The sequence below is a fragment of the Pigmentiphaga soli genome (assembly GCF_039541095.1).
GTDB classification, from domain to species: domain Bacteria; phylum Pseudomonadota; class Gammaproteobacteria; order Burkholderiales; family Burkholderiaceae_B; genus Pigmentiphaga; species Pigmentiphaga soli.
This window is the reverse complement of record NZ_BAABFO010000011.1, coordinates 108,443-133,243: the sequence shown is the minus strand read 5'-3', so window position 1 is coordinate 133,243 and position 24,801 is coordinate 108,443. Positions and strand designations below refer to the sequence as shown.

At 67.5% G+C, this 24,801-nt stretch carries 24 protein-coding genes and 1 other RNA gene; 16 read left to right on the top strand and 9 right to left on the bottom strand.

Annotated elements, in window-relative coordinates:
- Window positions 1–55: 55 nt before the first annotated feature.
- The 10 genes from ABD927_RS13145 to ABD927_RS13100 all read left to right on the top strand — a co-directional run bounded on the left by ABD927_RS13145 (window position 56) and on the right by ABD927_RS13100 (window position 7,884).
- Complete coding sequence (locus ABD927_RS13145; protein ID WP_345250103.1) at window positions 56–1,036, top strand: LysR family transcriptional regulator; 981 nt, start codon at window positions 56–58, stop codon at window positions 1,034–1,036.
- Between the two features lie 28 nt (window positions 1,037–1,064).
- On the top strand, window positions 1,065–3,128 hold the full coding sequence (gene metG / locus ABD927_RS13140) for a methionine--tRNA ligase (protein ID WP_345250100.1): 2,064 nt from the start codon (window positions 1,065–1,067) through the stop codon (window positions 3,126–3,128).
- A 52-nt stretch (window positions 3,129–3,180) separates the two neighbouring features.
- The gene (locus tag ABD927_RS13135) at window positions 3,181–3,372 is read left to right on the top strand and encodes a DUF3460 family protein (RefSeq protein ID WP_345250098.1); all 192 of its coding nucleotides are present in this window, start codon (window positions 3,181–3,183) and stop codon (window positions 3,370–3,372) included.
- A gap of 64 nt (window positions 3,373–3,436) precedes the next feature.
- A complete protein-coding gene (locus ABD927_RS13130; RefSeq protein WP_345250096.1) occupies window positions 3,437–4,318 on the top strand; it encodes a segregation and condensation protein A in 882 nt (293 codons plus the stop codon).
- A gap of 72 nt (window positions 4,319–4,390) precedes the next feature.
- Window positions 4,391–5,233: a pantoate--beta-alanine ligase gene (gene panC, locus ABD927_RS13125; RefSeq protein ID WP_345250094.1), complete on the top strand. Its 843-nt coding sequence runs from the start codon at window positions 4,391–4,393 to the stop codon at window positions 5,231–5,233.
- A 100-nt stretch (window positions 5,234–5,333) separates the two neighbouring features.
- On the top strand, window positions 5,334–5,654 hold the full coding sequence (locus ABD927_RS13120; protein WP_345250092.1) for a hypothetical protein: 321 nt from the start codon (window positions 5,334–5,336) through the stop codon (window positions 5,652–5,654).
- Window positions 5,641–5,952 carry a cell division protein ZapA gene (locus ABD927_RS13115; RefSeq protein ID WP_345250090.1) on the top strand — a complete coding sequence of 104 codons (312 nt, stop codon included), beginning with the start codon at window positions 5,641–5,643 and terminating at the stop codon, window positions 5,950–5,952. Before ABD927_RS13120 ends, ABD927_RS13115 begins: the two co-directional genes overlap by 14 nt.
- A 64-nt stretch (window positions 5,953–6,016) precedes the next feature.
- Window positions 6,017–6,198, top strand: a non-coding RNA gene (gene ssrS, locus ABD927_RS13110) — 6S RNA.
- Window positions 6,199–6,257: 59 nt separating this feature from the next.
- On the top strand, window positions 6,258–7,076 hold the full coding sequence (locus ABD927_RS13105) for a sulfite exporter TauE/SafE family protein (RefSeq protein ID WP_345250088.1): 819 nt from the start codon (window positions 6,258–6,260) through the stop codon (window positions 7,074–7,076).
- 52 nt (window positions 7,077–7,128) lie between these two features.
- Window positions 7,129–7,884, top strand: coding sequence for an SIMPL domain-containing protein (locus tag ABD927_RS13100; protein WP_345250086.1), 756 nt, complete (start codon window positions 7,129–7,131; stop codon window positions 7,882–7,884).
- Here ABD927_RS13100 and lgt read toward each other — a convergent pair whose 3' ends face one another.
- A complete protein-coding gene (gene lgt / locus ABD927_RS13095; RefSeq protein ID WP_345250084.1) occupies window positions 7,885–8,682 on the bottom strand; it encodes a prolipoprotein diacylglyceryl transferase in 798 nt (265 codons plus the stop codon). It abuts the gene before it with no gap.
- Between the two features lie 135 nt (window positions 8,683–8,817).
- Between lgt and ABD927_RS13090 the strand changes: the two genes are divergently transcribed.
- Together ABD927_RS13090 and msrA are read left to right on the top strand one after the other, a co-directional pair.
- Window positions 8,818–9,162, top strand: coding sequence for a c-type cytochrome (locus ABD927_RS13090; protein WP_345250082.1), 345 nt, complete (start codon window positions 8,818–8,820; stop codon window positions 9,160–9,162).
- Window positions 9,163–9,351: 189 nt separating this feature from the next.
- Complete coding sequence (msrA, locus tag ABD927_RS13085; RefSeq protein ID WP_345250080.1) at window positions 9,352–9,888, top strand: peptide-methionine (S)-S-oxide reductase MsrA; 537 nt, start codon at window positions 9,352–9,354, stop codon at window positions 9,886–9,888.
- Window positions 9,889–10,032: 144 nt separating this feature from the next.
- On the opposite strand, the gene ABD927_RS13080 is transcribed toward msrA, so the two are convergent.
- Window positions 10,033–10,332: a response regulator transcription factor gene (locus ABD927_RS13080; protein WP_345250078.1), complete on the bottom strand. Its 300-nt coding sequence runs from the start codon at window positions 10,330–10,332 to the stop codon at window positions 10,033–10,035.
- Window positions 10,333–10,600: 268 nt separating this feature from the next.
- On the opposite strand from ABD927_RS13080, the gene ABD927_RS13075 reads away from it, so the two are divergent.
- From ABD927_RS13075 to ABD927_RS13065, 3 genes are all read left to right on the top strand, one after another.
- A complete protein-coding gene (locus tag ABD927_RS13075) occupies window positions 10,601–11,065 on the top strand; it encodes a tripartite tricarboxylate transporter TctB family protein (RefSeq protein WP_345250076.1) in 465 nt (154 codons plus the stop codon).
- Between the two features lie 13 nt (window positions 11,066–11,078).
- A complete protein-coding gene (locus ABD927_RS13070) occupies window positions 11,079–12,581 on the top strand; it encodes a tripartite tricarboxylate transporter permease (protein WP_345250074.1) in 1,503 nt (500 codons plus the stop codon).
- Window positions 12,582–12,664: 83 nt separating this feature from the next.
- Window positions 12,665–13,603, top strand: coding sequence for a LysR substrate-binding domain-containing protein (locus ABD927_RS13065; protein ID WP_345250072.1), 939 nt, complete (start codon window positions 12,665–12,667; stop codon window positions 13,601–13,603).
- Here the strand turns inward: ABD927_RS13065 and otnI are convergent.
- The 4 genes from otnI to ABD927_RS13045 all read right to left on the bottom strand — a co-directional run bounded on the left by otnI (window position 13,580) and on the right by ABD927_RS13045 (window position 17,284).
- Window positions 13,580–14,380, bottom strand: coding sequence for a 2-oxo-tetronate isomerase (otnI, locus tag ABD927_RS13060; RefSeq protein ID WP_345250070.1), 801 nt, complete (start codon window positions 14,378–14,380; stop codon window positions 13,580–13,582). The two genes, ABD927_RS13065 and otnI, sit on opposite strands and share 24 nt — an antisense overlap.
- A 12-nt stretch (window positions 14,381–14,392) precedes the next feature.
- Entirely contained in the window at window positions 14,393–15,331 is a 939-nt protein-coding gene (locus tag ABD927_RS13055) for a 2-hydroxyacid dehydrogenase (RefSeq protein ID WP_345250068.1), read from the bottom strand.
- A gap of 16 nt (window positions 15,332–15,347) precedes the next feature.
- On the bottom strand, window positions 15,348–16,148 hold the full coding sequence (locus ABD927_RS13050) for a class II aldolase/adducin family protein (RefSeq protein ID WP_345250066.1): 801 nt from the start codon (window positions 16,146–16,148) through the stop codon (window positions 15,348–15,350).
- A gap of 134 nt (window positions 16,149–16,282) precedes the next feature.
- Window positions 16,283–17,284 carry a Bug family tripartite tricarboxylate transporter substrate binding protein gene (locus ABD927_RS13045; RefSeq protein ID WP_345250064.1) on the bottom strand — a complete coding sequence of 334 codons (1,002 nt, stop codon included), beginning with the start codon at window positions 17,282–17,284 and terminating at the stop codon, window positions 16,283–16,285.
- A 306-nt stretch (window positions 17,285–17,590) separates the two neighbouring features.
- Here ABD927_RS13045 and ABD927_RS13040 point away from each other — a divergent pair, with 306 nt between their 5' ends.
- Complete coding sequence (locus tag ABD927_RS13040) at window positions 17,591–19,591, top strand: PhoX family protein (protein ID WP_345250062.1); 2,001 nt, start codon at window positions 17,591–17,593, stop codon at window positions 19,589–19,591.
- A 98-nt stretch (window positions 19,592–19,689) separates the two neighbouring features.
- On the opposite strand, the gene ABD927_RS13035 is transcribed toward ABD927_RS13040, so the two are convergent.
- The 3 genes from ABD927_RS13035 to ABD927_RS13025 all read right to left on the bottom strand — a co-directional run bounded on the left by ABD927_RS13035 (window position 19,690) and on the right by ABD927_RS13025 (window position 24,676).
- On the bottom strand, window positions 19,690–20,439 hold the full coding sequence (locus ABD927_RS13035; protein ID WP_345250060.1) for a sulfite exporter TauE/SafE family protein: 750 nt from the start codon (window positions 20,437–20,439) through the stop codon (window positions 19,690–19,692).
- Window positions 20,440–20,513: 74 nt separating this feature from the next.
- Window positions 20,514–22,091 (bottom strand): FAD-dependent monooxygenase, encoded by a 1,578-nt coding sequence (locus tag ABD927_RS13030; protein WP_345250058.1) that lies wholly within the window; start codon window positions 22,089–22,091, stop codon window positions 20,514–20,516.
- A gap of 215 nt (window positions 22,092–22,306) precedes the next feature.
- A complete protein-coding gene (locus tag ABD927_RS13025) occupies window positions 22,307–24,676 on the bottom strand; it encodes a molybdopterin-containing oxidoreductase family protein (RefSeq protein ID WP_345250056.1) in 2,370 nt (789 codons plus the stop codon).
- Between the last annotated feature and the right edge of the window lie 125 nt (window positions 24,677–24,801).

Here is a 24,801-nt window from a genome sequence, read left to right as displayed (position 1 = left end):
CATGTTGCGCCGGCCGCGATAATAAGTGAATTGCAATTCTTATATAATTTAATGCATGGCACGCATCAATTTCGACCTGCAGGAATTGCAGGCCTTCGTCGCCGTGGCCGAACGTTCCAGCTTCCGCGCCGCGGCCGAAGACCTCAGCCTGTCGCAGCCGGCGCTCAGCCGCCGCATCGAAAAACTCGAAAGCATCCTGGGCGCGCGCCTGCTCGACCGCAGCACCCGCCACGTGGCGCTCACCAACGTCGGCCGGATGTTCCTGGAGCACTCGCGCGCCGCGCTCGACGAACTGGAAGGCGCGGTGCTCGGCGTCTCCGATCTCGCCGCGCGCCGCAGCGGGCTGGTCACGGTCAGCTGCGTGCCGTCGGCGGCCTACTACTTCCTGCCCTCGGTGCTGCGCGAATTCTCGGCGCGCTACCCGCGCATCCGCGTCAAGGTCATCGACGAAGGCGCCAACACGGTGCTCAATGCGGTCATCTCCGGCCGCGCCGATTTCGGCATCAGCTTCATCGGCACGCAGGAAACCGAAGTCGACTTCAAGGCCATCTTCAGGGAGCACTTCGTGCTGGCCGTGCGCAACGACCACCCGCTGGCCGCGCGCCGCAGCGTCGAATGGGAAGAACTGGCCGGCGAACGTTTCATGACGGTCGACAAGGACAGCGGCAACCGCCTGCTGATCGACGCCGCGCTCGCCAAGAGCGGCAAGCGGGCGATGAGCGCGTTCGAGGTCAGCCACGTGCTGACCCTGCTGGGGCTGGTCGAGGCCGGCCTGGGCGTGGCCGCCGTGCCCAAGCTCGCGCTGCCGCTCACCACCCATCCCACGCTGGTGGGCGTCCCGCTGCTCAAGCCGCGGGTCAGCCGCACGCTGGGTCTGATCGCCCGCCACGGCCGGCCGCTGGCGCCGGCCGCGGCCGCCCTGTACGACATGCTGCGCCATGCCGGCCGCGCCGCCCACCGCAGCCCCGATCCGGCGCCCGGCGCGGCAACGCCCGGCACGGCGCCGGCGGCACGGCCGGCCAGCCGGCTAAAATAGCAGGCTCCGCCTCCTCTTTCCGCCTTCCATGCCGCGCACGATCTTCGTCACCACCGCCCTGCCCTACGCCAACGGCTCCTTCCACATCGGCCACATCATGGAATACATCCAGGCCGACATCTGGGTCCGGGCGATGCGCATGCAGGGCCACACGGTGCACTTCGTCTGCGCCGACGACGCCCACGGCGCGCCGATCATGCTCAAGGCCGAAAGCGAAGGCATCGCGCCGCGCGAACTGGTGGCGCGCATCGCCGCCGAGCGCCCGCAGTACCTGAACGGCTTCCACGTGGCCTTCGACCACTGGCACTCCACCGACTCGGCCGAGAACACCGAGCTGTCGCAGGCCATCTACCGCCGCCTGCGCGACGCCGGGCTGGTCGACACGCGCACCATCGAACAGTTCTTCGACCCGGTCAAAGGCATGTTCCTGGCCGACCGCTACATCAAGGGCGAATGCCCGCGCTGCGGCGCCAAGGACCAGTACGGCGACTCCTGCGAGGTGTGCGGCGCGGTCTACGCCCCCACCGACCTGCGCAACCCGTATTCCACGCTCACCGGCGCCACCCCGGTGCTGAAAAGCTCCGAACACTTCTTCTTCCGCCTGTCCGACCCGCGCTGCGTGGAATTCCTGCAGCAATGGACCCGCGGCGAGCGCCCGGCCGGCGGCCCGCGGCTGCAGCCCGAGGTCTACGCCAAGACCCGCGAATGGCTGGGCGAGGAAGGCAAGCTGGCCGACTGGGACATTTCCCGCGACGCCCCCTACTTCGGCATCGAGATCCCCGATGCCCCCGGCAAGTACTTCTACGTGTGGCTGGACGCGCCGGTCGGCTACCTGGCCTCGCTGAAGGCCTACTGCGCGCGCGCCGGGCTCGATTTCGACGCCCTGCTCGACCCCGCCGGCGGCACCGAGCAGTACCACTTCATCGGCAAGGACATCGTCTACTTCCACGCCCTGTTCTGGCCGGCCATGCTGAAGTTCGCCGGCCGCAAGACGCCCGACGGCCTGAACGTGCACGGCTTCATCACCGTCAGCGGCGAAAAGATGTCCAAGAGCCGCGGCACCGGCATCTCGCCGCTGCGCTACCTGGAACTGGGCATGAACCCGGAATGGCTGCGCTACTACATGGCGGCCAAGCTCAACGCCCACGTCGAAGACGTCGACTTCAACCCCGACGACTTCATCGCCCGCGTCAACAGCGACCTGGTCGGCAAATACGTCAACATCGCCAGCCGCGCGGCCAATTTCATCGGCAAGCACTTCGGCGGCGAGCTCGCCTACTCCGGCGACACCAGCGCCATGCAGGCCGACCTGCAGGCCACCGCCGATTCCGTGCGCGCCGCGTTCGAGGCGCGCGAGTACGGCAAGGCGATCCGCGAGATCATGGCCGCCGCCGACCGCATCAACCAGGCCTTCGACGCCGCCCAGCCCTGGGTGATGGCCAAGGCCGCGGCCGCCGACCCGGCGCAGAAGGCCGCGCTGCAGGACATCTGCTCGCGCACGCTGGCCGGCTTCAAGGCCCTGTCGGTCATGCTGGCGCCGGTGCTGCCGGCGCTCGCCCGGCGCGTGGCGCTGGAACTGTTCGGCGGCGAGCGCGAATTCGCCTGGACCGACGCCGCCGTGCTGCCCACCCGCGTGGGCGCTTACCAGCACCTGGCGCAGCGGGTCGACCCGAAGCTGCTCGACGCCCTGTTCGAACCGCCCGCCGCGCCGGCCCCCGCCGCGCCCAGGCCGGGCGGCGAAGAAATCGCGCCGGTCATCACCATCGACGACTTCGCCAAGATCGACCTGCGCATCGCGCGCATCGTCGACTGCCAGGAAGTCGAAGGCTCCGACAAGCTGCTGCGGCTCACGCTCGACGTGGGCGAAGGCCGCCACCGCAACGTCTTCTCCGGCATCAAGTCGGCCTACCGCCCGCAAGACCTGGTCGGCAAGCTGACCGTGCTGGTGGCCAACCTGGCGCCGCGCAAGATGAAATTCGGCGTCTCGGAAGGCATGGTGCTGGCCGCCAGCCACGCCGACGAAAAGGCGCAGCCCGGCATCTACATCCTCGAACCGGTCCCGGGCGCCCAACCCGGGATGCGGATCCATTGACCGATGCAGTAAACTGCCGCGCATTGAAGCCGAAGCACGTCACAGGTAAGCCATGGCAAAGAGCTACGAATCCGACATCACCCGCTTCCTGCAGGACCTGAAGAAGCAGCGCCCCCAGCTCGAGGCCGAACAGCGCAAGGGCCGCGCCCGCCTGTGGGACAAAACCATCGATCCGGAACTGGTCGAAGGCTTCAAGGCCGCCCGCGTCCCGCAGAAACCCTACGTCTACCAGACGGACAACTGATACCGGCCCATGCGCCTTCGCATCCGACCGCGCCTTCCGGCCCGTCGCCGGCGCGCCGCCCGCCATGGCGGCTAGCGCCGGCGACGGGCTGGCGGCGCTGGCGGAGCCTGCCGTGGACAGCACGCCCGACACCGTCGACGGCGTGGCGCTGGCCCGCCTGTACGGCGAACCGCTGTTCGCGCTGCCGCAAGACCTCTACATCCCGCCCGACGCGCTGGAGGTCTTCCTCGAGACCTTCGAAGGCCCGCTGGACCTGCTGCTCTACCTGATCCGCAAGCAGAACTTCAACGTGCTCGACATCCCGATGGCGGAGGTCACGCGGCAATACCTGTCGTACGTCGACCAGATCCGCCAGCACAACCTCGAGCTGGCCGCGGAATACCTGCTGATGGCGGCGCTGCTGATCGAGATCAAGTCGCGCATGCTGCTGCCGGTGCGCAAGGCCGACAGCGACGAAGAACCGGAAGACCCGCGCGCCGAACTGGTCCGGCGCCTGCTCGAATACGAGCAGATGAAGCTGGCCGCGCAACGGATCGACGCGCTGCCCCAGCTGGGCCGCGACTTCGTCCGCGCCCAGGTGCTGCTGGAGCAGGCCACCGAGCGCCGGCTGCCCGACGTAACCGCGCTGGAGCTGCGCGACGCCTGGGCCGAGATCGTCAAGCGCGCCAAGCTCAACGCCCACCACCACATCTCGCGCGAGGAGCTTTCCGTGCGCGACCACATGAGCCAGATCCTGCGCCGCCTGCAGGGCGTGCGCTACATGGAGTTCACCGAGCTGTTCATGGAACGCGTGCGCGCCGGCGCCGGCCCGGCGGTGATCGTGGTCCATTTCATCGCGATGCTGGAACTGGCGCGCGAATCGCTGCTCGATATCACCCAGGCCGAACCGTACGCCCCCATCTACGTCCGGCTCGGCTTTACCGCCAAAGAAACCGCCGCTCTCTGATTTGGCGCGCCGCCGCCGCTGCGGTAGCATGCGCCCCTCGTCCCGCATTACCTACGCGAGCACCGTCACGCCATGAAGGTCGTCCACACCATCGAAGAACTGCGCGACCAGTTGCGCGGCCAACTCCGAGTCTCGTTCGTGCCCACCATGGGCAATCTGCACGAAGGCCACCTGGCGCTGATGGGCACCGCGCGCCGCCACGGCGACCCGGTGGTGGCCAGCATCTTCGTCAACCGGCTGCAGTTCGGCCCCAACGAAGATTTCGACCGCTACCCGCGCACGCTGGCCTCCGACATCGAAAAGCTGGAGCGCGACCGCAACGTCTACGTGCTGTTCGCGCCCGACGAGCGCGAAATGTACCCCGAGCCGCAGAACTACCGCGTGCAGCCGCCGGGCGATCTGGGCGACATCCTCGAAGGCGAATTCCGCCCCGGCTTCTTCGGCGGCGTCTGCACGGTGGTGCTCAAGCTGCTGTCCTGCGTGCAGCCGCGGGTGGCCGTGTTCGGCAAGAAGGACTACCAGCAGCTGATGGTCGTGCGCAATATGTGCCGCCAGTTCCAGCTGCCGATCGAGATCGTGCCGCAGGAAACCGTGCGCGCCGACGACGGTCTGGCGCTGTCTTCGCGTAACGTTTACCTGAACGCCGACGAACGCGCCGAGGCCCCGCGCCTTTACGCCGCGCTGCAGCAAGTGCAGGCCCGCCTGCGCGGCGGCGAGCGCGACGTCGCAGCGCTGGAGCGGCAGGCCGGCGGCGAACTCGGCGCCCGCGGCTGGAAAGTGGATTACGTGTCGATCCGCCGCCAGCTGGACCTGAAGCCGCCCACGCAGGAACAGGTCGAGGCCGGCGAGCCGCTGGTCGTGCTGGCCGCCGCCAAGCTGGGCGCCACCCGGCTGATCGACAATCTGGAGCTTTGAAAATCCGCCGTCAGCGGCGCTGCGATCCCTTGCAAGCAATTGATACAGCGATGCAGGCGCCTACAGCGCTTTTAACGGCGGATGGTTTACGATTACGCCCATGATCGAAGATCTCGACCACCTCGCCCAACGTTTGCGCCAGCTGGCCCGGCTCACGCAAGACCTGCGCGCGGAAAACCGCGCCCTGCAGGGGGAGATCGGCCGCCGCGACGCCCAGATCCGCAGCCTGCACGGCACGCTGGAGACCGCCCAGTCGCGGGTCGACGCCGTGCTCGCCCGCCTGCCGGTGCCGCCCTCCGAAGCGGCGCAGGAAGACGACGCCCAGGCCGACGACCCCGCCTCCGAGGCCGAGGACGAGAACGCCATCGCCGCCCCCCATCCCGCGGCCGACGAGCGCCGGAGCATGCATGGAACGACTTGACGTCACCATCCTGGGCCGGGAATACCCGCTGGCCTGCGAACCCGAAGAAAAAGAAGCCTTGATGACCGCCGCCACGCTGGTCGACCGCACCATGCAGCGGATCAAGGCCGGCAGCAAGATCACCGGCACCGAGCGCATCGCCGTGATGGCGGCCCTGCACCTGGCCACCGAGCTGCTCAACGCGCGCGCGCCCGACGGCCCGCTGTCGCAGCTTGCAGTCGGCGACTACAAGCGTAAAATCGAAGATATGAACCGAGTGATCGACGACACGCTCGGCACGCAAGAAAAGCTCTTCTGAGTTGTATCGAAGCACATCGAACGGGTTCGCCGCCCAGCCCGGCGCGCAAACCCTGTATGATCAAGCTTCCCTGCAGTGTTCGTGTTTGGCCATATATTTTCTGGACCCATGCTGATGGCATGAGGTTGTGGAAATTGCCCGCGGGCGTGATCGTCTCTCCGTCAGACGAACCCGAAGCGAGGCTGACCGCGACCACCTTGAACCCCCGGTTCAGGATGCCGGCCTAGCGGCACATGCGGGGATCTATCCCACGACCCGGATGCACACGCGTCCGGGTCGTTTTTTATAGCCGCAGGAGCCGCCGCATGGATCCGCTGTTCATCGTTCTATTGTTGTTGCTGGGCGCCGCGACAGGTTTCGCGGCGGGCTTGCTGGGCATCGGCGGCGGCATGATCATGGTGCCCTTCCTGACCCTGGCGTTCACTTGGCAGAAGCTGGATCCCGAGCTGGTCGTCCACGCCGCCATCGCCACCTCGATGGCCACCATCCTGTTCACGTCGCTGTCGAGCGTGCGCGCGCACCACAAGAAGGGCGCCGTGCGCTGGAACCTGGTGGCGCAGTTCACGCCGGGGCTGGTGATCGGCGGGCTGCTGGCCGGCGGCGCCATCTTCTCGGTGCTCAAGACCGGCTGGCTGGCCCTGTTCTTCACGCTGTTCGTCGGCTATTCGGCCATGCAGATGCTGATCGACAAAAAGCCCAAGCCTTCGCGCCAGATGCCCGGCCCGGTGGGCACCTCGGTGGCCGGCACCGGCATCGGTCTGCTGTCGGGCCTGGTGGGCGCCGGCGGCGGCTTTGTATCGGTTCCTTTCATGACCTGGTGCAACGTGCCGCTGCACAACGCGGTGGCGACCTCCGCCGCGCTGGGCTTTCCGATCGCGCTGGCCAACACCATCGGCTATGTGTGGTCGGGCATCCAGCACTACGGCATCCGGCCCGGCATGCTGGGCTATATCTACTGGCCGGCGCTGCTGGTGCTGGTGGTGGCCAGCGTGGTGATGGCGCCGGTCGGCGCGCACGTGGCGCACCGGCTGCCCGTCAAGTCGCTGAAACGGGTGTTTGCATACGTGCTGATCGTGCTGGCCGCTTACATGCTATACAAAGCGTACACCGCGTTCGCGATGTAGCCGGGCATCGCCCGGCGCGGGGCGCGGCCTTCCGTACCAGGAACCACACCGCATGGCTCGACGCCCTTCTCCTTCCCTCGGATACTTCCTCGCGCCGCTGGCGGGCCTGGCCTGCGCAGCGGCGCTGTCTCTGCCGGCCTCGGCCCAGCAGCCGCCCCCGCCGCCGCGGCCCGAGCTGCCGCAACTGTCGCTGGAAGCCTCCGCCGCGCGCGACGTCGCGCAGGACAAGGTCGAAATCACGCTGGCCAACGAGATCGAAGGCAGCGACCAGGCCGGCGTGGCCGACCAGTTGAACAAGCTGGTCGAGACCGCGCTGAACCAGGCCAAGCGCGAGACCCGCGTCACCTCGCGCACCGGCAGCTACCGCATCTGGGCCAATACCGACCGCAACGGCAAGATCACCGGCTGGCGCGGCCGCGCCGAACTGGTGCTCGAATCGAAAGACTTCGTCGCCGCCTCCACGCTGGCCGGCGACCTGGGCAAGCTGATGGCGGTGTCCAACGTCGCGTTCTCGCTCTCGCGCGAGGCGCGCGAGGCCGAAGAGCACAGCCTGCTGGCCGAGGCGGCCGCCGCCTTCAAGGCCCGCGCCAACGACGCCGCCCGTGCCTTCGGCTTCGGCGGCTACGCCATCCGGCAGCTCGATCTGAGCGGCAGCGGCACCGTCTACCAGCCGCCGCGCCCCTACGCGATGCGGGCCTCGGCGATGGAAGCCAAGGCCGCCGACGCCGTGCCGCTCGAAGCCGGCAAGGCCACCGTCACGGTATCGGTGCGCGGCACGGTCGATCTGATCGGGACGCCGGCGCGCTGATCAGGCCTGCGCGCCGGCCGGCGGCCGGCGCGCGCTCCACGCGTAAAAGACGAAGCCCAGCACGATCATCGGCAGCGACAGCCACTGCCCCATCGTGAAGCCGGCCGCCAGGATGCCGAGGAAGCTGTCCGGCTCGCGGGTGTATTCGACGATGAAGCGGAACACCCCGTAGCCCATCAGGAACACCCCGCTCACCTGCCCCACCGGCCGCGGCTTGCGGGCGAAAAGCCATACCAGCGCGAACAGCGCCAGGCCTTCCAGCCCCAGTTCGTACAGTTGCGAAGGATGGCGCGGGATGCCGTCGCCCGCCTGCGGAAACACCATGCCCCACGGCACGGTGGTCGGCCGGCCCCACAGTTCGCCGTTGATGAAATTGCCGAGCCGGCCTGCGGCCAGCCCCAGCGGCACCAGCGTGGCGACGAAGTCGCCGATCTCGAAGAACCGCCGGCCGCGGGCGCGGGCGAAGGCCAGCATGACCAGGATCACGCCCAGCAGCCCGCCGTGGAACGACATGCCCCCTTGCCAGACCTCGAAGATCTCCAGCGGATGCGCCAGGTAGTGCGAAGGCTTGTAGAACAGCACGTAGCCCAGGCGGCCGCCCACCACCACGCCCAGCACGCAATAGAAAAGCAGGTCGTCGAGGTCGCGCAGCGTAAGCGGGGTCTTGCCGTGGCGGATGCGCCAGCGGCCCAGCGTCCATGCCAGCGCGAAGGCGACGAGATACATCAGGCCGTACCAGCGCACGGCCACCGGGCCGATCTGGAACGCGATGGGGGAAAACTGCGGGTGGACCAGCATGACGCAAGCTTCTCCGGAGTGGAAGTCGGGGATCATACCCCGGCCCGCGTGACAGCCCGCCGCGGCCCGCCGATTTGACGCGCCCCCGGCCGCTGGGCGAGACTGCCGGAGTTCGCTGTTCATTCCGGAATCACCATGCCGTACCTGCTTCATCCGCGCGCCGCGCTGGTTGCCGCGCTGTGCGCGGCGACGGCCGCCGGCCTGCCGGCAGCGCGCGCCGCCGGCACCGGCGACGGGCTCGAGCTGGCCAGGTCCAAGAACTGCCTCGGCTGTCACCAGCTCGATACCAAACGCGTCGGGCCGGCCTACCGCTCGGTCGCCCAGCGCTTCGCCGGCGACCCCGGCGCGGTCGACAAGCTGCAGACGGCGATCCGCAAAGGCAGCATCCGCCAATGGGGCGCGGTGCCGATGCCGGCGCAGACCCAGGTAACGGAAGCCGAGGCTCGCCAGCTGGCCCAGTGGATACTTTCGCTGAAGTGACCCACCCCTACGCGCTGCGCGCGCCCAGGCAAGGCCCACCCCTACGCGCTTCGCGCGCCCCGGCAAGGCCCACCCCTACGCGCTTCGCGCGCCCCTCAAGGGGCGGCACTGGCGGACCGGCGGAGCCGGATCCGCTGTGCCCTGGATGGTGCTAGGGTGCGAAGTTAGTCATATAGGAAGGAGAGTGCCATGTCGCAAATGGAACAGGCGGTCTTCGGCGGCGGCTGCTTCTGGTGCGTCGAAGCGGTATTCCAGCAACTGGAAGGCGTGCTCACCGTGGAGCCGGGCTATGCCGGCGGCCAGGTCGACAACCCGAGCTACGAGCAGGTCTGCAGCGGAGACACCGGCCACATCGAGGTGGCGCGGATCACCTTCGACCCGGGCGCGATCGGCTACCGCGACCTGCTGGAGATCTTCTTCGCCACCCACGATCCCACTACCATGGATCGCCAGGGCAACGACGTAGGGCCGCAATACCGCTCGGCCATCTTCTGGCAGACGCCGCAGCAGCGCGACGCCGCGCAGGAAGTGATGGCCGACCTGCAGGCCCGCGGCGTGTTCGGCGCGCCGATCGTCACCCAGCTGCTGCCGCCCGCGCATTTCTGGCCGGCGGAAGACTATCACCGCGACTACTACCTGCGGCACCCGCAGCAAGGGTACTGCGCCTACGTCATCACGCCGAAAGTGGCCAAGCTGCGCAAGGCGTTCGCGCATAGGGTGAAGTAGGCCCCCTACGCGCTTCGCGCCCCCCAGGATGCGGGCGGACCGGAAGGAAAGCCCACCCCCGCGCGGCCTTCGGCCGCACCCCCTCAAGGCGATGCGGGCGGACCGGCGGAGCCGGATCCGCCGCATCCTGGAAGGGAGCACCATTTATTCGGAGGGTGGGTTGTCGAATGGATCGGGGTCGCGCGGCTCGGCCAGCGTCGCCCACGGTGGGGGACGGCCGGGCGCCGCGGATGCGCGCGCGTGCATGGCCACCACCAGTTCCACCGCGTTGCGCACGCCCATCTTCGCCATCAGCCGGGCCCGATGCACCTCGACGGTGCGGATCGAGATGCCCAGTGCGCCGGCGATCACCTTGTTGGCCTTGCCCCGCACCATCCAGGCCATCACCTCGCGCTCGCGCGGAGTCAGCGGTATACCTCTCAATTCGTTGTTGTGCAAGGACATCTCGCTTCTTCGCCCCCCTTTCGCCGGGCTGACCATGGCCCGGTCTATTCAGCCTGCGGCCAGTCTTGCACGAGGAAAACCCCTATAAGAACTGTCAACGCTGACAGGCCACTGAACGACACTGCGGCCGGCGCTGCATCGCCGTGTGCTATTTCGTCCACTTTCGGGAAAACCCCGACGATCTTGCGCGCAATTACTGCTTCTTTATTCCGTGGCCTGCGATAACATGCCCGCCTTGCAAGTGAAGTCAGAGAGGAGCCCACTTCCAATGCGCATACAGTCTCAACAAAACTTCTGGTCGGGGGTGATGTTCATCGTCCTTGGCATCCTGTTCGCGATATTCGCCCTGGACTACCAGATGGGCACGGCCGCGAAGATGGGCCCCGGCTACTTCCCGTTCTGGCTGGGCATCCTCATGGCCCTGCTCGGCGCGGTCATCGGCATCTCGGCGCTGTCGCCGAAGGCCGAGGAAACCAAGGTCACCGGCATCGATTTCAAGATCGCGCTGCTGGTGCTGGGCTCCGTGGTGCTGTTCGGCATCCTGCTGCGTCCGCTGGGCGTGTACGTGTCGATCCTGATCCTGGTCGTCCTCAGCAGCTACGCCAGCCACGAATTCAACTGGAAGGTCGCGGTCGTCAACGGCTTCTGCCTGGTGATCTTCAGCCACCTGGTATTCGTCAAAGGCCTCGGACTGATCTTCCCGCTGTGGCCGACCTTCCTCGGCATGAACTAAGGAGTCCGTCTACATGGAATTGTTCGAGCACCTGGAACTGGGCTTCTCCACCGCCCTCTCGTTCCAGAACATCATCTACGCGTTTCTCGGCGCGCTGATCGGCACGCTGGTGGGCGTGCTTCCCGGCCTCGGCCCGGTGCCCACCATCGCGATGCTGCTGCCGATCACCTACGCGCTGCCGCCGGTGGCCGGCCTGATCATGCTGGCAGGCATCTACTACGGCGCCCAGTACGGCGGCTCCACCACGGCCATCCTGGTCAACCTGCCCGGTGAAACGTCGGCGGTGGTCACATGTCTGGACGGCTACCAGATGGCGCGAACAGGGAGAGCCGGCAAGGCCCTGTCGATCGCCGCACTCGGCTCCTTCTTCGCCGGCTGCGTGGCCACCATCCTGCTGGCCGCCTTCGCGCCCCCGCTGGCCGAGGTCGCCTTCCAGTTCGGTCCCGCCGAGTACTTCTCGCTGATGGTCCTGGGCCTGATCGGCGCCGTGGTGCTGGCGTCCGGCTCGCTGATCAAAGCCATCTGCATGATCCTGATGGGCCTGCTGCTGGGCATGGTCGGCACCGACGTGAACTCCGGCGTCGCCCGCTACTCCTTCGGCATCCCGGAACTGACCGACGGCATCGACTTCGCCGTGGTCGCCATGGGCGTGTTCGGTTTCTCCGAAATCATGAACAACCTGGAGCAGAAGGAAGAGCGCGAGGTCTTCTTCGACAAGATCGGCAACCTCTACCCCGAGTGGGAAGACATCAAGCGGGCCACCCCCGCGGTGCTGCGCGGCACGGCCATCGGCTCGGCGCTGGGCATCCTGCCGGGCGGCGGCGCGGTGATGGCGTCGTTCGCGTCCTACACGGTCGAAAAGAAGATGGCCAAGAACCCGCAGGATTTCGGCAAGGGCGAAATCCGCGGCGTGGCGGGTCCGGAATCGGCCAACAACGCGGCCTCGCAAACCTCGTTCATCCCGCTGCTCACGCTGGGCATCCCGGGCAACGCGGTGATGGCGCTGATGGTCGGCGCGATGACCATCCACAACATCCAGCCCGGCCCGCAGGTCATGACGGCCAACCCCGAGCTGTTCTGGGGCCTGATCGCCTCGATGTGGATCGGCAACCTGATGCTGGTGGTTCTGAACCTGCCGCTGATCGGCATCTGGGTCAAGCTGCTGAAGGTGCCCTACCGCGTGCTCTTCCCTGCCATCCTGATGATCTGCTCGATCGGTGTCTACACGCTGAACTACAACGTGTTCGACATCTGGATGACGGCGTTCTTCGGCTTCGTGGGCTACATCTGGTCGAAGCTGAAGTGCGAAGGCGCCCCGCTGCTGCTGGGCCTGGTGCTCGGCCCGATGATGGAAGAAAACTTCCGCCGTGCCCTGCTGCTGTCCCGCGGCGACTTCGGTACCTTCGTCACCCGCCCGCTGTCGGCCTCGCTGCTGGTCATCGCGGCCATCCTGGTGCTGATCGTGGCCTCGCCGGCAATCCGCAAGAAGCGCGAAGAAACCTTCGTGGAAGACTGATTCCCGCCTGGCCCCGCCTCCCCGGGGCCGGCAGGATCCAGGAAAAACCCGGCCTCGGCCGGGTTTTTTCGTTGGGGATGCCCGTGGACTTCAAGCAACTCGAGTATTTCGTGCGCACCGCCGAACTGGGCAGCTTCACGCGCGCGTCGGTCGAACTCGACGTGGCGCAATCGGCGCTCAGCCGGCAGGTGCGGCAGCTGGAAATCGAGTTGGGCCGCAGCCTGCTGATCCGCAACGGCCGCGGCGTGGCGCCCACCGAAGCCGGCAAGCGGCTGCTGGAACACGGCCGCGGCATCCTGTACCAGGTGGCGCGCACGCGCGAGGAAATACAGGCCGCCGGCGACGCGCTGGCGGGCCGCGTGGCGGTGGGCCTGCCGCCCTCGTTCTCGAAGACGCTGACCGTCCCGCTCACGCGGGCATGCCGCGAGAGGCTGCCGCAGGCCGCGCTGTCGATCACCGAAGGACTGTCGAGCGCGCTGCGCGAGGCATTGGCGATCGGCCGGCTCGACGTCGCGCTGCTGTACAACCCCGCGCCCTCTCCCGACATCGATAGCATCCCGCTGCTGGAAGAGGATTTCTATTTCGTGACCCGCCGCACCGGGCGGCCCGCGCGCCGCCGCATCGCGCTGCGCGAGCTGGCGCTGGAGCCGCTGGTCATCCCCACCCGGCCCAACACCATCCGCCTGCTGGTGGAAAGCGCGCTGGCCGACCACGGCCTGCGCCCCCGCATCGCGCTGGAAATCGACAGCGTCGCCGCCATCCTCGACCTGGTGGCGGACGGCGCCGGCGGCGCCGTGCTGTCCATCCACTCGGTCATGCACGGCCGCCATGGCGCGCGGCCGTCCCGCGCCGCCGCCCGGGCAGCCCTGCCCTACGAGGCGATCCCGATCGTGCAGCCACGGCTGCGCAGCAAGCTGGCGATGGCCGTCAGCGCGCAGCGCCCGGCCACGCCCACCCAGCAGGCGGTAGCCGGCATCATCCGCGACATGGTGGCGCGCCTACCCGGCGCCCGGCTGCCGTAGCCAGCCCAGGCCGGCGCGCGTGCCGCCCGGCGCCGCGCCCAGGCGGGGATGGTATTCGCAGCCGATCCAGCCATCGAAGCCCAACCGGTCGATCAGCGCGAACAGATAGGGATAGTTGACCTCGCCCTCGTCGGGCTCGTGCCGGGCCGGCACGCCGGCCACCTGCAAGTGGCCGACGCGGCCCGTGGGCAGATAGCGGCGCAACTTCTGCTCCAGGTCGCCTTCGACGATCTGGCAGTGATAGAGGTCCATCTGCACTTTCACGTTGGCCGCGCCCACGGCGGCCACGATGTCGTGGGCCTCGTCCTGCCGGTTCAGGAAAAAACCCGGCATGTCGCGCGGGTTGATCGGCTCGATCAGCACGTCGCAGCCTTGCGGCGCGGCGCGCGCGGCGGCCCAGGCCAGGTTCTCCTGGTACACGCCGCGCAGCCGCGCGCGGTCGGCCCCGGCCGGGACCCGGCCCGACATCGCATGCAACTGCGCGCAGCCCAGTTCGCCGGCGTAGTCCAGCGCGCGCAGGAAACCCTCGCGGAACTCGGCTTCTCGCCCCGGCAGGCAGGCCACGCCGCGGTCGTCTTCATCGCGGCGCGGCGTGGCGTTGAACAGCACCAGCCGCAGGCCGTTGCCGTCCAGCCGCGCTCGCAGTTCCCGCGCGGGATGGGCATAGGGGAAGAAGCACTCGACGGCGCAAAAGCCGTCGCGCGCCGCCAGTTCCAGGCGGCCGAGGAAATCCGCCTCCGGATACAGCAGCGTCAGGTTGGCGGCGAAACGCGGCATGGCGGCGCCGGCTTACACCGGCGTGAGCAGCTTGCCGGTGCGGAAATAGGCGTCGACGTTGTCGCACACCGACGCTTCCATGTCGCGGCGCGACTCGCGCGTGAAGCCGCCGATGTGCGCCACCGCCACGACGTTGTCCATCTCCAGCAGCGGCTGCGGCACGTCGGGCTCGTGCTCGAACACGTCCAGCCCCGCGCCGCCCAGGCGGCCGGCGACAAGGGCCTCGACCAGCGCCTTTTCGTCGACGATGCTGCCGCGCGCGATGTTGACCAGGATGCCCTCCGGCCCCAGCGCATCGATCACCTCGGCCGAGACCAGGTGGAAGGTCTGCGGCCCGCCCACGCAGGCCACGACCAGGAAATCCGCCCAGCGCGCCAGCTCCACCAGCGAATCGACATGCTGGTGCGGGGCGCCCGGCACGACGTGGCGGGTGTGGTAGCGCACGTCCATGAGGAAGGCGTCGGCGCGGCGGGCGATGGCCTGGCCGATGCCGCCGTAGCCCAGCAGCCCCAGGCGCTTGCGGTTGACCCGCGTCATCAGCGGCCGCTGCCCGGTCTTCCAGGCGCCGGCGCGCACGAAGCGGGTGGCGGCCGACACGCCGCGCGCCACGTCGATCATCAGGCCGAACGCGAGGTCGGCCACGCACTCGTCCAGCACCTTGGGCGTATTGCTGACCTGGATGCCGCGCCGCCGGGCCGCGTCGACGTCGATCTTGTCGTAGCCGACGCCGAAGTTGGCGATGGCCTTCAGCTTGGGCAGCGCCGCCATCAGCTCGTCTCCGAAGGGAAAGCGCAGGTGGATGGCGGCCACCTCGAATTCGCTGCCGTGCGCCGCCAGGAAGGCCTTGGGATCGGCTTCCTTCCAGAGCGCGGCGACATCGTAGTCGGCGGCGAGCCGGGCGTCCACTGCCGGCGTGATGGCGCTGATCTGCAGCAATCGGTGACGGGCCATGCGGTTTTCCTCCAGTCTAGTTGCGGTACGACGGGTCGCGGCGATCGAGCATGCGCAGCAGCGCCGGCCATTCGCGCTCGCCATGCGCCAGCAGCCTGCCGTGCCTGTCGGGCGACGGCGCGCGGCGCAGCTGGCGGTAGGCGTGCTCGATTACCTGCTGCGCCGGCAGATGCAGGGGCGAGCCGGCCGACTGCGTCAGCAGCTGCGTCTGGCAGGAACGCTCCAGCCGGTGCATGTTGACGAAAGCCTCGGCCACCGTGCGGCCCACGGTCAGCAGGCCGTGATTGCGCAGGATCATCGCGTCGTGCTCGCCCAGGTCCGCCACCAGCCGTTCGCGCTCGCCCACCTCGACCGCCACCCCCTCGAACTCATGGTACCCCAGGCCGCCGTAAAAACGCATCGCGGTCTGGTTCAAAGGCAGCAGCCCGCATTCCAGCGCCGACACCGCCATGCCGGCCGGCGTGTGGGTATGCAGCACGCAGCCCACGTCGGGCCGGCCGCCGTGGATCGCGCTGTGGATCACGTAGCCGGGCAGGTTGAGCGTGTACTCCTCGTGCGGATTGTCGATGACCGTGCCGTCCAGGTCGACCTTGATCAGGCTCGACGCCGTGATCTCCTCGTAAGTCATGCCGAAGGGATTGATCAGGAAATGCTCGTGCTCCCCCGGCACGCGCGCCGAGATGTGGTTCAGGATCACGTCGCTCATCCCGAACAGGTCGACCAGCCGGTAGCAGGCGGCCAGGTCAACGCGCACGCGCCACTCCTCGGGGTCGACCCGCCCGCGGACGGCATCCATGCCTGCTTCAGTACTCGTCATATCAGTGCTCCATGGCGCCTCGCGCCCAACTCATCATCCGACCCTGCGCCACCCTATCCAGGATGCGGCGGATCCGGCTCCGCCGGTCCGCGCGCATCGCCCCCTGGGGGGCGCGCGAAGCGCGTAGGGGGGGGTCATTGTCTTGCAATACCGGCCTGCTCGATGACCGCGCCCCACTTGGCGGCGTCGGCCCGGTACAGCGCCTTCAACGCCTCGGGCGAACTGGGCTTGGGCGTCACGCCCAGGTCCAGGAAGTGCTTTTGCAACGCCGGGTCGGCCAGCGCCTGCGTGATCTCGCGGTTGAGCCGGCCCACCACGTCGGCCGGCATGCCGGCCGGACCGACGATGCCGTTCCACGACTGCGATTCGTAGCGCGCCAGCTCGGGCACCCCGCTCTCGGCCACGGTAGGCACGTCGGGCAGGAAAGGCAGCCGCCGCGGCCCGCTGACCGCGATCGCGCGCAGGCCGCCGCCCCGTATCTGGCCCAGCACGCCGGTCACGGTCTCCACCGCAACCTGGATGTTGCGGCCCTGCAGCGCGCTGATGACGTCGCCGGTCGCCTTGAACGGCACCACCGGCACCTCCAGCCCGGCCATCGACGCGAACAGCCGCGCCGACAGGTTCTGCGCGCTGCCCACGCTGATGGTGCCGATGTTGAAGCGCTGCGGATCCTTGCGCGCCGCGGCCAGCACGTCGGCCACCGTCTTCAGCGGGCTGTCCTTGGCCGCCACCAGCACGAAATCGAAAGTGCCGACCGTGGAAACCATCGTGAAGCTGTCGACCGGGTCGTAGGGCAGCGATTTGAACAGATAGGGACTGAAGGCGTTCTGCCCGCTCGACAACAGCAAGGTATAGCCATCGGGCGCGGCGCGCGCCACGGCCGAAGCGGCCGTAATGCCGCCGGCGCCCGGCATGTTCTCGACCACCACGCTCTGCCCCATCGACGCCGACATCTTCTGCCCGAGCGCGCGCGTCACGATATCGCCCAGCCCGCCCGGGCCGAAGCCCACCACGATGCGGATCGGCTTCGAAGGAAAGGCATCGGCCGCGCGCGCCGCGGTTCCCATCGCCAGCCCCGCCGCACAGGCGATGGCAAGCATCCCGCCGGCAAGGCGGGCCATCCGGTTCGGTTTCATCGATCTCCTCCTGGTGCGCGGACGGTACGTCGCCGTCCCCGGGGAACGCCTCGGAAGGCGTCTATGCGGCGCATTATGCGCAGCCGCTTCACCGGTCGAAACCGGGAGGAAAAGACATCTGATATGCCGATTCGAGATAACAGGAAACGCCGATCCCGGGCCATTCGTAATCGCCGTTACGCCTTGTGATCAACATTGCTGTAACACAGTCCGCCTAGTATCGCGGCGTTCAGCTTCATGTCATCGAACAGACAGCTCGATGACAGGATCAACCGCCCCGCGCTTCCCATCCCCGGAGTGACCCTCATGTCAGAAATCGCGAAACCCTCCCGCCGCAACCTTCTCAAACTGCTGGGCGGTGCGCCCATGCTGCCGCTGGCCGGCGGCGTCTCGGCCGCTACCCTGCTCGCGGCCTGTGGCGGCGATGACGACGACAGCCCGTCCGACGGCGGCGGCGGCAACAACCCGCCCCCCTCGCAGGCCGAATTCCAGTCCGCCACCTTCACCGCCACGCCCGCGCCGTCGTTGAGCAAGCCGGCCGACATGGCCACCACCTACACCACGTCGTCGATGGAAGTCACGTTCACCGACGGCAGCAAGCAGACCGTGCAGCTGGCCTACCACCCGTTCTTCAAGACGGGCGACCTGGTGCCGGACGGCAACGGCAACATGCTCGTGGCCGGCGGCTACTTCGACAACAACAACGAACCGATCTACGACACGTCGTCTTCCGTGTCCGGCAGCCGCCAGTTCTTCTCCGACGCGCCCGACGGCACCTCGCTGCTGACCGTGCCGGACGCGAACGTTACCGTCGACGGCAAGAAGGTCGCCAACCCGGTGTTCGCCGTGGTGCAGTTCGAGTACAACACCAAGAACGCCGCCGGCACCAGCACCTACGGCCAGCTGCCCTCGCCCATCGCCGTGCTCACGCTGGACCAGAACCAGGAAACCGGCGAGCTGAAGCTGGTCAAGTACCACAACGTCAACATGAAGACGGCGCACTCGCTGTGGATCACCTGCGGCGCCAGCCTGTCGCCGTGGGGCACCCACCTGTCGAGCGAAGAATACGAACCCGACGCCGCCCTGCTCAAGGCCGGCAACGCCAGCGTCACGGCGCAGTTCAGCGCGTTCAGCCAGTACACCTTCGGCAACGACAGCGCCAATCCCTACCACTACGGCCATCTGCCCGAGATCACCGTCAACCCCGACGGCACGGGCACCGTCAAGAAGCACTACTGCCTGGGCCGCATCTCGCACGAGCTGATCCAGGTCATGCCCGACAACCGCACCGCGCTGATGGGCGACGACTACACCAACGGCGGCCTGTTCATGTTCGTGGCCGACAAAGAGAAGGACCTGTCGGCGGGCACGCTGTACGTGGCCAAGTACGGCCCGGGCCTGAAGCTCGACACCACCTCGTCGGCCCCCATCGGCTGGATCAAGCTGGGCCACGCCACCAGCGCCGAGATCGAAGCGCTGGCCAATGCCGCCACCATCGACGCCATCATGGATGTCGTGTTCAGCGATCCGGACGACGACAGCTACACGCACATGTTCTGCGATGGCCGGGAGCAGTGGGTGAAGCTGAAGGCCGGCCAGGACAAGGCCGGCGCCTTCCTGGAAACGCACCGCTACGCCAACCTGAAGGGCGGCAGCATGGCCTTCACCAAGATGGAAGGCACGACGGTCAACGTCAAGGACAAGGTCGCGTACTCGGCGCTGGCCAACATCCAGGCGTCGATGGTCAAGAACGACCCCGCCTGGAACGCTGCGCACAACATCTCGCTGGACAAGAAGCTGGTCGCCGGCGGCGTCCTGGCCCACAAGCTGCAGGGCGGCCAGAAGGACGATACGGGCGCTGCCATCGACAGCGAATGGGTGCCGGTGTCCAGCCAGTTCCTGCTGCTGGGCGAAGACATCCCGGCCGACACGCTGGGCAACACCGCCAATCCCAACAAGATCGCCAGCCCCGACAACCTGAAGTTCTCGGAAAAGCTGCGCACCCTGTTCATCGGGGAGGACAGCGGCAACCACGTCAACAACTTCCTGTGGGCCTACAACATCGACACCAAGACGCTGACCCGCATCCTGTCGGCGCCGGCCGCCGCCGAATCCACGGGGCTGCACGCGGTGGACGAGATCAACGGCTGGACCTACATCATGAGCAACTTCCAGCACGCCGGCGACTGGGGCGGCATCCACGCCAATGTGCGCGCGACGCTCGATCCGTACATCAACGCCAACTACAACAACAAGTTCTCGGCCAACGTCGGCTACCTGACGGCCGTCGATACGACCAAGGCCTGATCGGCCCGCGGCCACCCGGCCACGCATGCAAGGCACCTTTCGAGGTGCCTTTTTTCTTTCCGCGGTGGCCGGGCAATGCGCGCATCTCGCGGCGCGGATCAGAAAAGGGGCCGCAATGCCAACTCCAGCCCCAGCAGCAGCAAGAACGACAGAAAGCACAGCCTGAACCGCCTCGGGCTGATGCGCGCCCTGATCCTCTGCCCAAGCCGCATGCCAGCCAGGGCCGGCGCGACGGCCAGCGCGGACAGCCCCGACTGCTCCAGCCGGAAGGCACCGTGCGCCATCAAGCCGGCGGCCAGCGCCACGGTGGATACCGTGAAAGACAGCCCCAGCGCCTGCACCAGTTCTTCCTTGTCCAGCCGCAAGGCCTGAAGACACGGCACGGCCGGAATCACGAACACTCCGGTGGCGCCGGTGACCACGCCGGTGAGCAGACCGGCAATCGGCAACAGCCATGGCTCGATCCGCGGCGGAATCGAAAGCGCCGGCGCAACCAGCGCGTAACCGGCATACGCCACCAAGGCGACCCCCAGCGCCAGGCCGGACCACAACGGATCGACGCCGACCAGCAACGCCGAACCGCCGATCGTGCCGGCGACGATGCCGAGCATCATCGGCCACAGCCGCCTCAGCAGGCGGCCGACGGCGGGGCCGGCCAGCAATTGCCAGACATTGGTCACGAACGACGGGACCACCAGCATCGCCGCCGCCGCGGCCGGCGACATGAAAGAGCCCAGCAGGCCCATGGCGACCGTGGGCAGGCCCATGCCGGTGACGCCCTTGACCAGGCCGGCCAGCGAGAAGGTGGCCGCCAGCAGCGGCAGCAGAAGGGATGAGGATTCATTCATGACCCGCATTGAAGCCGTACCGGCGGCTGGGCACAATGCGGGTTTGGCGTTCCAGCTTTCGGTGTACCCGAAGGCTAAGAGGAAGCGGTCGCTCCAAGCGGACCACCGGCACCCTCGGGTTCCCCAAACCATCGCAATAAGGCATGGGCGAACTCTTTATCGTCGGGGGCGTCTTCACATGCCCACGCGACGAACCCGTCGGGACGCACCAATACGGCGCGCAGGCCCAGCCGATCTTTCGCGTCGATCGCGACATAGGCGAGGCGCTCCCGCCAACGGCTCGCCAGCGCCCGAAGCGACGCGCCTGAATCGAAGTCCAGCAGAAGTCCTCGCCCGTCGTGCAGTAAGCTGCCGACCTTCGTCCCGTCGACCAGCTCGAAATCGGGAACGCTGCGGCCTATCAACGGATGGCCGTTGCCAAGATCGTAGCGAAGCGAAAGACCCCATACCCGCTCAGCAAAATACGTCGCACCATCCTGGGTCCCGATAAGGTCCCGGATAATCGCTTCGAGTGCGCGCGTGCTTGGAGTGGGCCGCATGAGCGCGACTTGCGCACGCGACCAGTCGAGAACGCTCTCTCCTATCGGATGCCGCTCGTGCTGATAGCTGTCGAGCAAACCGGCTGGCGCCTTTCCACGGATTGTGGATGCCAGCTTCCAGCCCAGGTTCATCGCGTCTCCGAGCCCAAGGTTCAGCCCTTGACCGCCCAACGGAGAATGGATGTGGGCGGCATCGCCCGCAAGCAGCACTCGCCCTTTGCGATAGGCTGTCACCTGATAGGCGCGATCAGTCCACGTGGCCGCAAGCCTGAGTTTTGTCAGAGTGACTTCTGCGCCGGACACGCGGCGCAACACCGCCTGTACATGCTCCAGCGTGATAGGTTGAACCCGGTGGAAGGCTCCGCCATCGAAGTCCACCATCGCAATCGTGCCGGGAGGCGCGTAGGTGAACATGCCGGCCGGGGTGTAGTGCCGGCCGGGCCGGAGCGCTTCCGGATCGGCCATCTCGACCTCGACGGAGTAGCCGGTGAATTCAGGGTCGGTACCGACAAAATCGAACGCGCCCGCTTTGCGAATCGTACTGCGGCCACCATCGCAACCGACGAGCCAGCCTCCGCGAAAAGCCTTTCCACCCGCGTGGACGGTCACCCCTTCGTCCGATTCGTGGAATTCATCGACGCCGAAGCCTCGCCGGATCTCGCATCCCATCGCTCCGGCTCGGCACGCGAGGACGGTTTCGAGTGTTTCCAATGCGACTGCCATCCCGGCTCTCGCCGAGCCTGGCAGGCGATACGGCCACTTCGACGTATCGACGTCGTCCTGATAAAACTGGATGCCGGCGAAATGGCCGGCTGGCCGGCGCGGCTGTTGCGTCCAGTGCGCGGCCGTCGCAGTTTGGTCTGTGGTATCGCCCGCACGCTGCGCCGCGATTACATCGTCCAGCAAACCGCGATGGTAAAGGGCCTCGAGCGTGGGAGCCGAAAGGCCGCGCATCCCGAACGGCAGCTGCTTCAAGGGGGAATGTGGCGTGTCGGCGCGCTCGAGCACGAGGACCCTCAGGTCGAACAAACGGAGCTCGCAGGCGAGAAACAGACCGACGGGACCAGCCCCGGCGATCACGACGTCGTAGATATCTTGATGATGCTCGTGCATAACGGCTCCTGTGTCGATGTTCGACCGGAGCGTTCCTCAAGTTAAGAGCCACACGGACGAACGTTTGGACGCTGGACAGCGTCAGATGTTCGTCGTGGGGATCTCATGCACGAGGCCGAAGACCAGAGCTTTCGTTACCGAAAGGACTTGGGCTTACCAAACCAAGTCTGCCTTTTCCGACACCGCTTTATAACACGGCATCGATGCACAAAAATCTATGCGCTTTTACCCTCCAACGGCCGCACGTTGCACACATACGACCGATGCGGCGCCGAGCCGCTAATCGGATCGAGCTCCCCATCGCCAATCAACAGATTGAAGTTCGCACCGTCCGTCGAGAACGGCTCATAACCCGCCAATCCGAGTTCCTGGCTACCCTGCCACCATCCGTACTGCGCACACACCACCCGCTGATCGAGATGCGTGTCGAACGCGGCCTTCATCCTTACCGTGCCGGACGGCGTGGAAAGCGCCACCCAATCGCCATTGGCGATACCCCGCCCCGCCGCCGTCTCCGGATGGAGCGTCACCACCGGCTCGGGCGACTTGCGCCGCAGCGACGGTATCTGCCGGTGCTGGCTATGGCAGAACTGCGGCAGCTTGGCGCTGGTCAGCACCAGCGGGAAGGCCTGCTTCACGGCCGCATCCGCAATCAGCCGCGGCACCGGCTCCACATAGCCGGGCAGCGGGTCCTGGCCGGCGCCCAGGAAGGTTTCCGAATAGACCTCCACCTTGCCCGACGGCGTGGCGAAGCCGCGCGGCTGGCGCGCATACTTCCGATAGGCCGGGGCCAGCGGCTGGCGCATGCCTTCCGGTTGCTGCCGCAGCACTTCCAGCGAAATGCCCGTCGGCTCCAGGATGTACCGGTACGCGGCATCGATGTCGCCATTCCAGAAGTGCTCGCCCAGCCCCATCCGCTTCGCGAGTTCGAACACGATCCACGCATCGGACCGGCTTTCGCCCGCCGACGGGATCATCGCCGGCCGCAGCTGCACCAGTTCTTCGGCCGCCTGGCTCACTTCGAAGCCGACGCGCAGCGCCTCGCGTTCCCACGGCGTGTTGACCGGCAGCACGATGTCGGCGAACTGCGCCGTGGGCGTAAGCGTGACGTCGGCATGCACGCAGAACTCCAGCTTGCTCAACGCCTGCCGCGCCGCCTGCGGATTCGCATGCGACATCACCAGATTGGCGCCGAAGCCGACCAACGCGCGTATGGCGTAAGGCTCTTCCTGCAGGATCGCCCGGTACAGCGCATCGGACCCGATCGCCCCCTTCCGGGCCGGCCCGAGCGGCTGCGCCTGGGCGGAAATGCATTTGGCGAGCTGGCCGGCCGGCATCAGCTCGCGCCCGCCCACGTCGCGCGCCGGCAAGTGGGAGAACTCCACGTTGCCGCCCTGCGCGTCGAAATCGCCGGTCAGCGCATACAGCAGCGCGATCGCTCGGTCGGTCTGCGTGGCGTTGGTGTGCTGGCCCACGCCCGACCATGCGTAATAGCTGACCGGCCGGTGGTGGAATAGCAGGCGGGCCGTCTGCGTGACGGCATCGGCGTTCACCCAGCAGATTTGCGCCACCCTGTCGGGCGGATAGTCGTCGCACAGGTCGGCGTAGCGCTGGAAGGCGCTGCGGCACTCGACTTCCACGCCGTCGATGGCGACCGTACGCACGGCACGCAACGCGATGCCTTCCGGGCCGCCCTCATAAAGCCCGGTTGCCGGATCGTAGCAGGCGAACGCGCCGCGCGCTTCGTTCCACGCCACCAGCCGCGCGCCGCCAGGCTGCCCCGACAGGTCGCCTTCGCGCAGCAGCCTGCCCGTATCGCCCCGCACCAGCAAAGGCCCGTTCGAATGTTCGCGCAGGAAGTCCGCGTCGAACCAGCCATTGCGGATCATCTCGCCGGCGATGCCGAGCGCCAGCGCGCCGTCGCTGCCGGGCCGGACCCGCAGCCATTGGTCGGCACGCATCGCGAACCCCACCCGCCGCGGGTCGACCACCACCAGCTTGGCTCCCCGCCTGACCGCATCGTTCACGCCCGTGGCATGGTCCAGCCACGTCGCGCTCGGGTTGTGGCCCCACAGCAGCACGCAGCCCGTGTGCTCGAAATCGGGCGACCCGATGCCGCGGCCGAAGGTGTAGGCATGGGCCTCGTCCTTGTGCCAGTTGCAGATTTCCGTGCCGCGGGACAGGTTGGGGCTGCCGAAGGCGTTGACCAGCCGTTCGACCCACTTGATGCCGTCCGACAGCGGCGAGCCGCTGGGCGAGGTGATCGAGAACGCCACCGCCTCGGCCCCGTGCGCGGCCTTGATCCGGTTCAGCTGCGCGGCAGTCTCGTCCAGCGCTTCGTCCCACGAAATGCGCCGCCATCCAGGATCCTGGCTGCCCTTGGGCGCCGTGCGCCGCACCGGGTACAGCAGCCGCTGCGGGTTGGCGACGATCTCGGGCGCGGCGCGGCCTTTCATGCACAGCGCCTTGCCGGTGGGATGGGACGGATCCGGCTCCTGCGCCAGCAGCACGCCGTTCTCCACCACGCCCACGGAGCCGCAGCGCGAACGGCACAACGCACAGAACCCCGGTATCCGATCAGCCATTCCCATCCTCCACGCAGCGCCGGCGGCCACATTGTGCGACCGCGGCAAACCGGCCGATTCTGACATCAAAACGAGCGGCACGCCCTGCATCTTTTCCGATCGATTGTTAGCGTGCGGCAATGACG

What these genes read in the sequence shown, in the direction of transcription:
- ABD927_RS13145 (WP_345250103.1), top strand. Translation starts at nt 56, where the DNA reads ATGGCACGCATCAATTTCGACCTGCAGGAATTGCAGGCCTTCGTCGCC.
- metG (WP_345250100.1), top strand. Translation starts at nt 1,065, where the DNA reads ATGCCGCGCACGATCTTCGTCACCACCGCCCTGCCCTACGCCAACGGC.
- ABD927_RS13135 (WP_345250098.1), top strand. Translation starts at nt 3,181, where the DNA reads ATGGCAAAGAGCTACGAATCCGACATCACCCGCTTCCTGCAGGACCTG.
- ABD927_RS13130 (WP_345250096.1), top strand. Translation starts at nt 3,437, where the DNA reads ATGGCGGCTAGCGCCGGCGACGGGCTGGCGGCGCTGGCGGAGCCTGCC.
- panC (WP_345250094.1), top strand. Translation starts at nt 4,391, where the DNA reads ATGAAGGTCGTCCACACCATCGAAGAACTGCGCGACCAGTTGCGCGGC.
- ABD927_RS13120 (WP_345250092.1), top strand. Translation starts at nt 5,334, where the DNA reads ATGATCGAAGATCTCGACCACCTCGCCCAACGTTTGCGCCAGCTGGCC.
- ABD927_RS13115 (WP_345250090.1), top strand. Translation starts at nt 5,641, where the DNA reads ATGGAACGACTTGACGTCACCATCCTGGGCCGGGAATACCCGCTGGCC.
- ABD927_RS13105 (WP_345250088.1), top strand. Translation starts at nt 6,258, where the DNA reads ATGGATCCGCTGTTCATCGTTCTATTGTTGTTGCTGGGCGCCGCGACA.
- ABD927_RS13100 (WP_345250086.1), top strand. Translation starts at nt 7,129, where the DNA reads ATGGCTCGACGCCCTTCTCCTTCCCTCGGATACTTCCTCGCGCCGCTG.
- lgt (WP_345250084.1), bottom strand. Translation starts at nt 8,682, where the DNA reads ATGCTGGTCCACCCGCAGTTTTCCCCCATCGCGTTCCAGATCGGCCCG.
- ABD927_RS13090 (WP_345250082.1), top strand. Translation starts at nt 8,818, where the DNA reads ATGCCGTACCTGCTTCATCCGCGCGCCGCGCTGGTTGCCGCGCTGTGC.
- msrA (WP_345250080.1), top strand. Translation starts at nt 9,352, where the DNA reads ATGTCGCAAATGGAACAGGCGGTCTTCGGCGGCGGCTGCTTCTGGTGC.
- ABD927_RS13080 (WP_345250078.1), bottom strand. Translation starts at nt 10,332, where the DNA reads ATGTCCTTGCACAACAACGAATTGAGAGGTATACCGCTGACTCCGCGC.
- ABD927_RS13075 (WP_345250076.1), top strand. Translation starts at nt 10,601, where the DNA reads ATGCGCATACAGTCTCAACAAAACTTCTGGTCGGGGGTGATGTTCATC.
- ABD927_RS13070 (WP_345250074.1), top strand. Translation starts at nt 11,079, where the DNA reads ATGGAATTGTTCGAGCACCTGGAACTGGGCTTCTCCACCGCCCTCTCG.
- otnI (WP_345250070.1), bottom strand. Translation starts at nt 14,380, where the DNA reads ATGCCGCGTTTCGCCGCCAACCTGACGCTGCTGTATCCGGAGGCGGAT.
- ABD927_RS13055 (WP_345250068.1), bottom strand. Translation starts at nt 15,331, where the DNA reads ATGGCCCGTCACCGATTGCTGCAGATCAGCGCCATCACGCCGGCAGTG.
- ABD927_RS13050 (WP_345250066.1), bottom strand. Translation starts at nt 16,148, where the DNA reads ATGACGAGTACTGAAGCAGGCATGGATGCCGTCCGCGGGCGGGTCGAC.
- ABD927_RS13045 (WP_345250064.1), bottom strand. Translation starts at nt 17,284, where the DNA reads ATGAAACCGAACCGGATGGCCCGCCTTGCCGGCGGGATGCTTGCCATC.
- ABD927_RS13040 (WP_345250062.1), top strand. Translation starts at nt 17,591, where the DNA reads ATGTCAGAAATCGCGAAACCCTCCCGCCGCAACCTTCTCAAACTGCTG.
- ABD927_RS13035 (WP_345250060.1), bottom strand. Translation starts at nt 20,439, where the DNA reads ATGAATGAATCCTCATCCCTTCTGCTGCCGCTGCTGGCGGCCACCTTC.
- ABD927_RS13030 (WP_345250058.1), bottom strand. Translation starts at nt 22,091, where the DNA reads ATGCACGAGCATCATCAAGATATCTACGACGTCGTGATCGCCGGGGCT.
- ABD927_RS13025 (WP_345250056.1), bottom strand. Translation starts at nt 24,676, where the DNA reads ATGGCTGATCGGATACCGGGGTTCTGTGCGTTGTGCCGTTCGCGCTGC.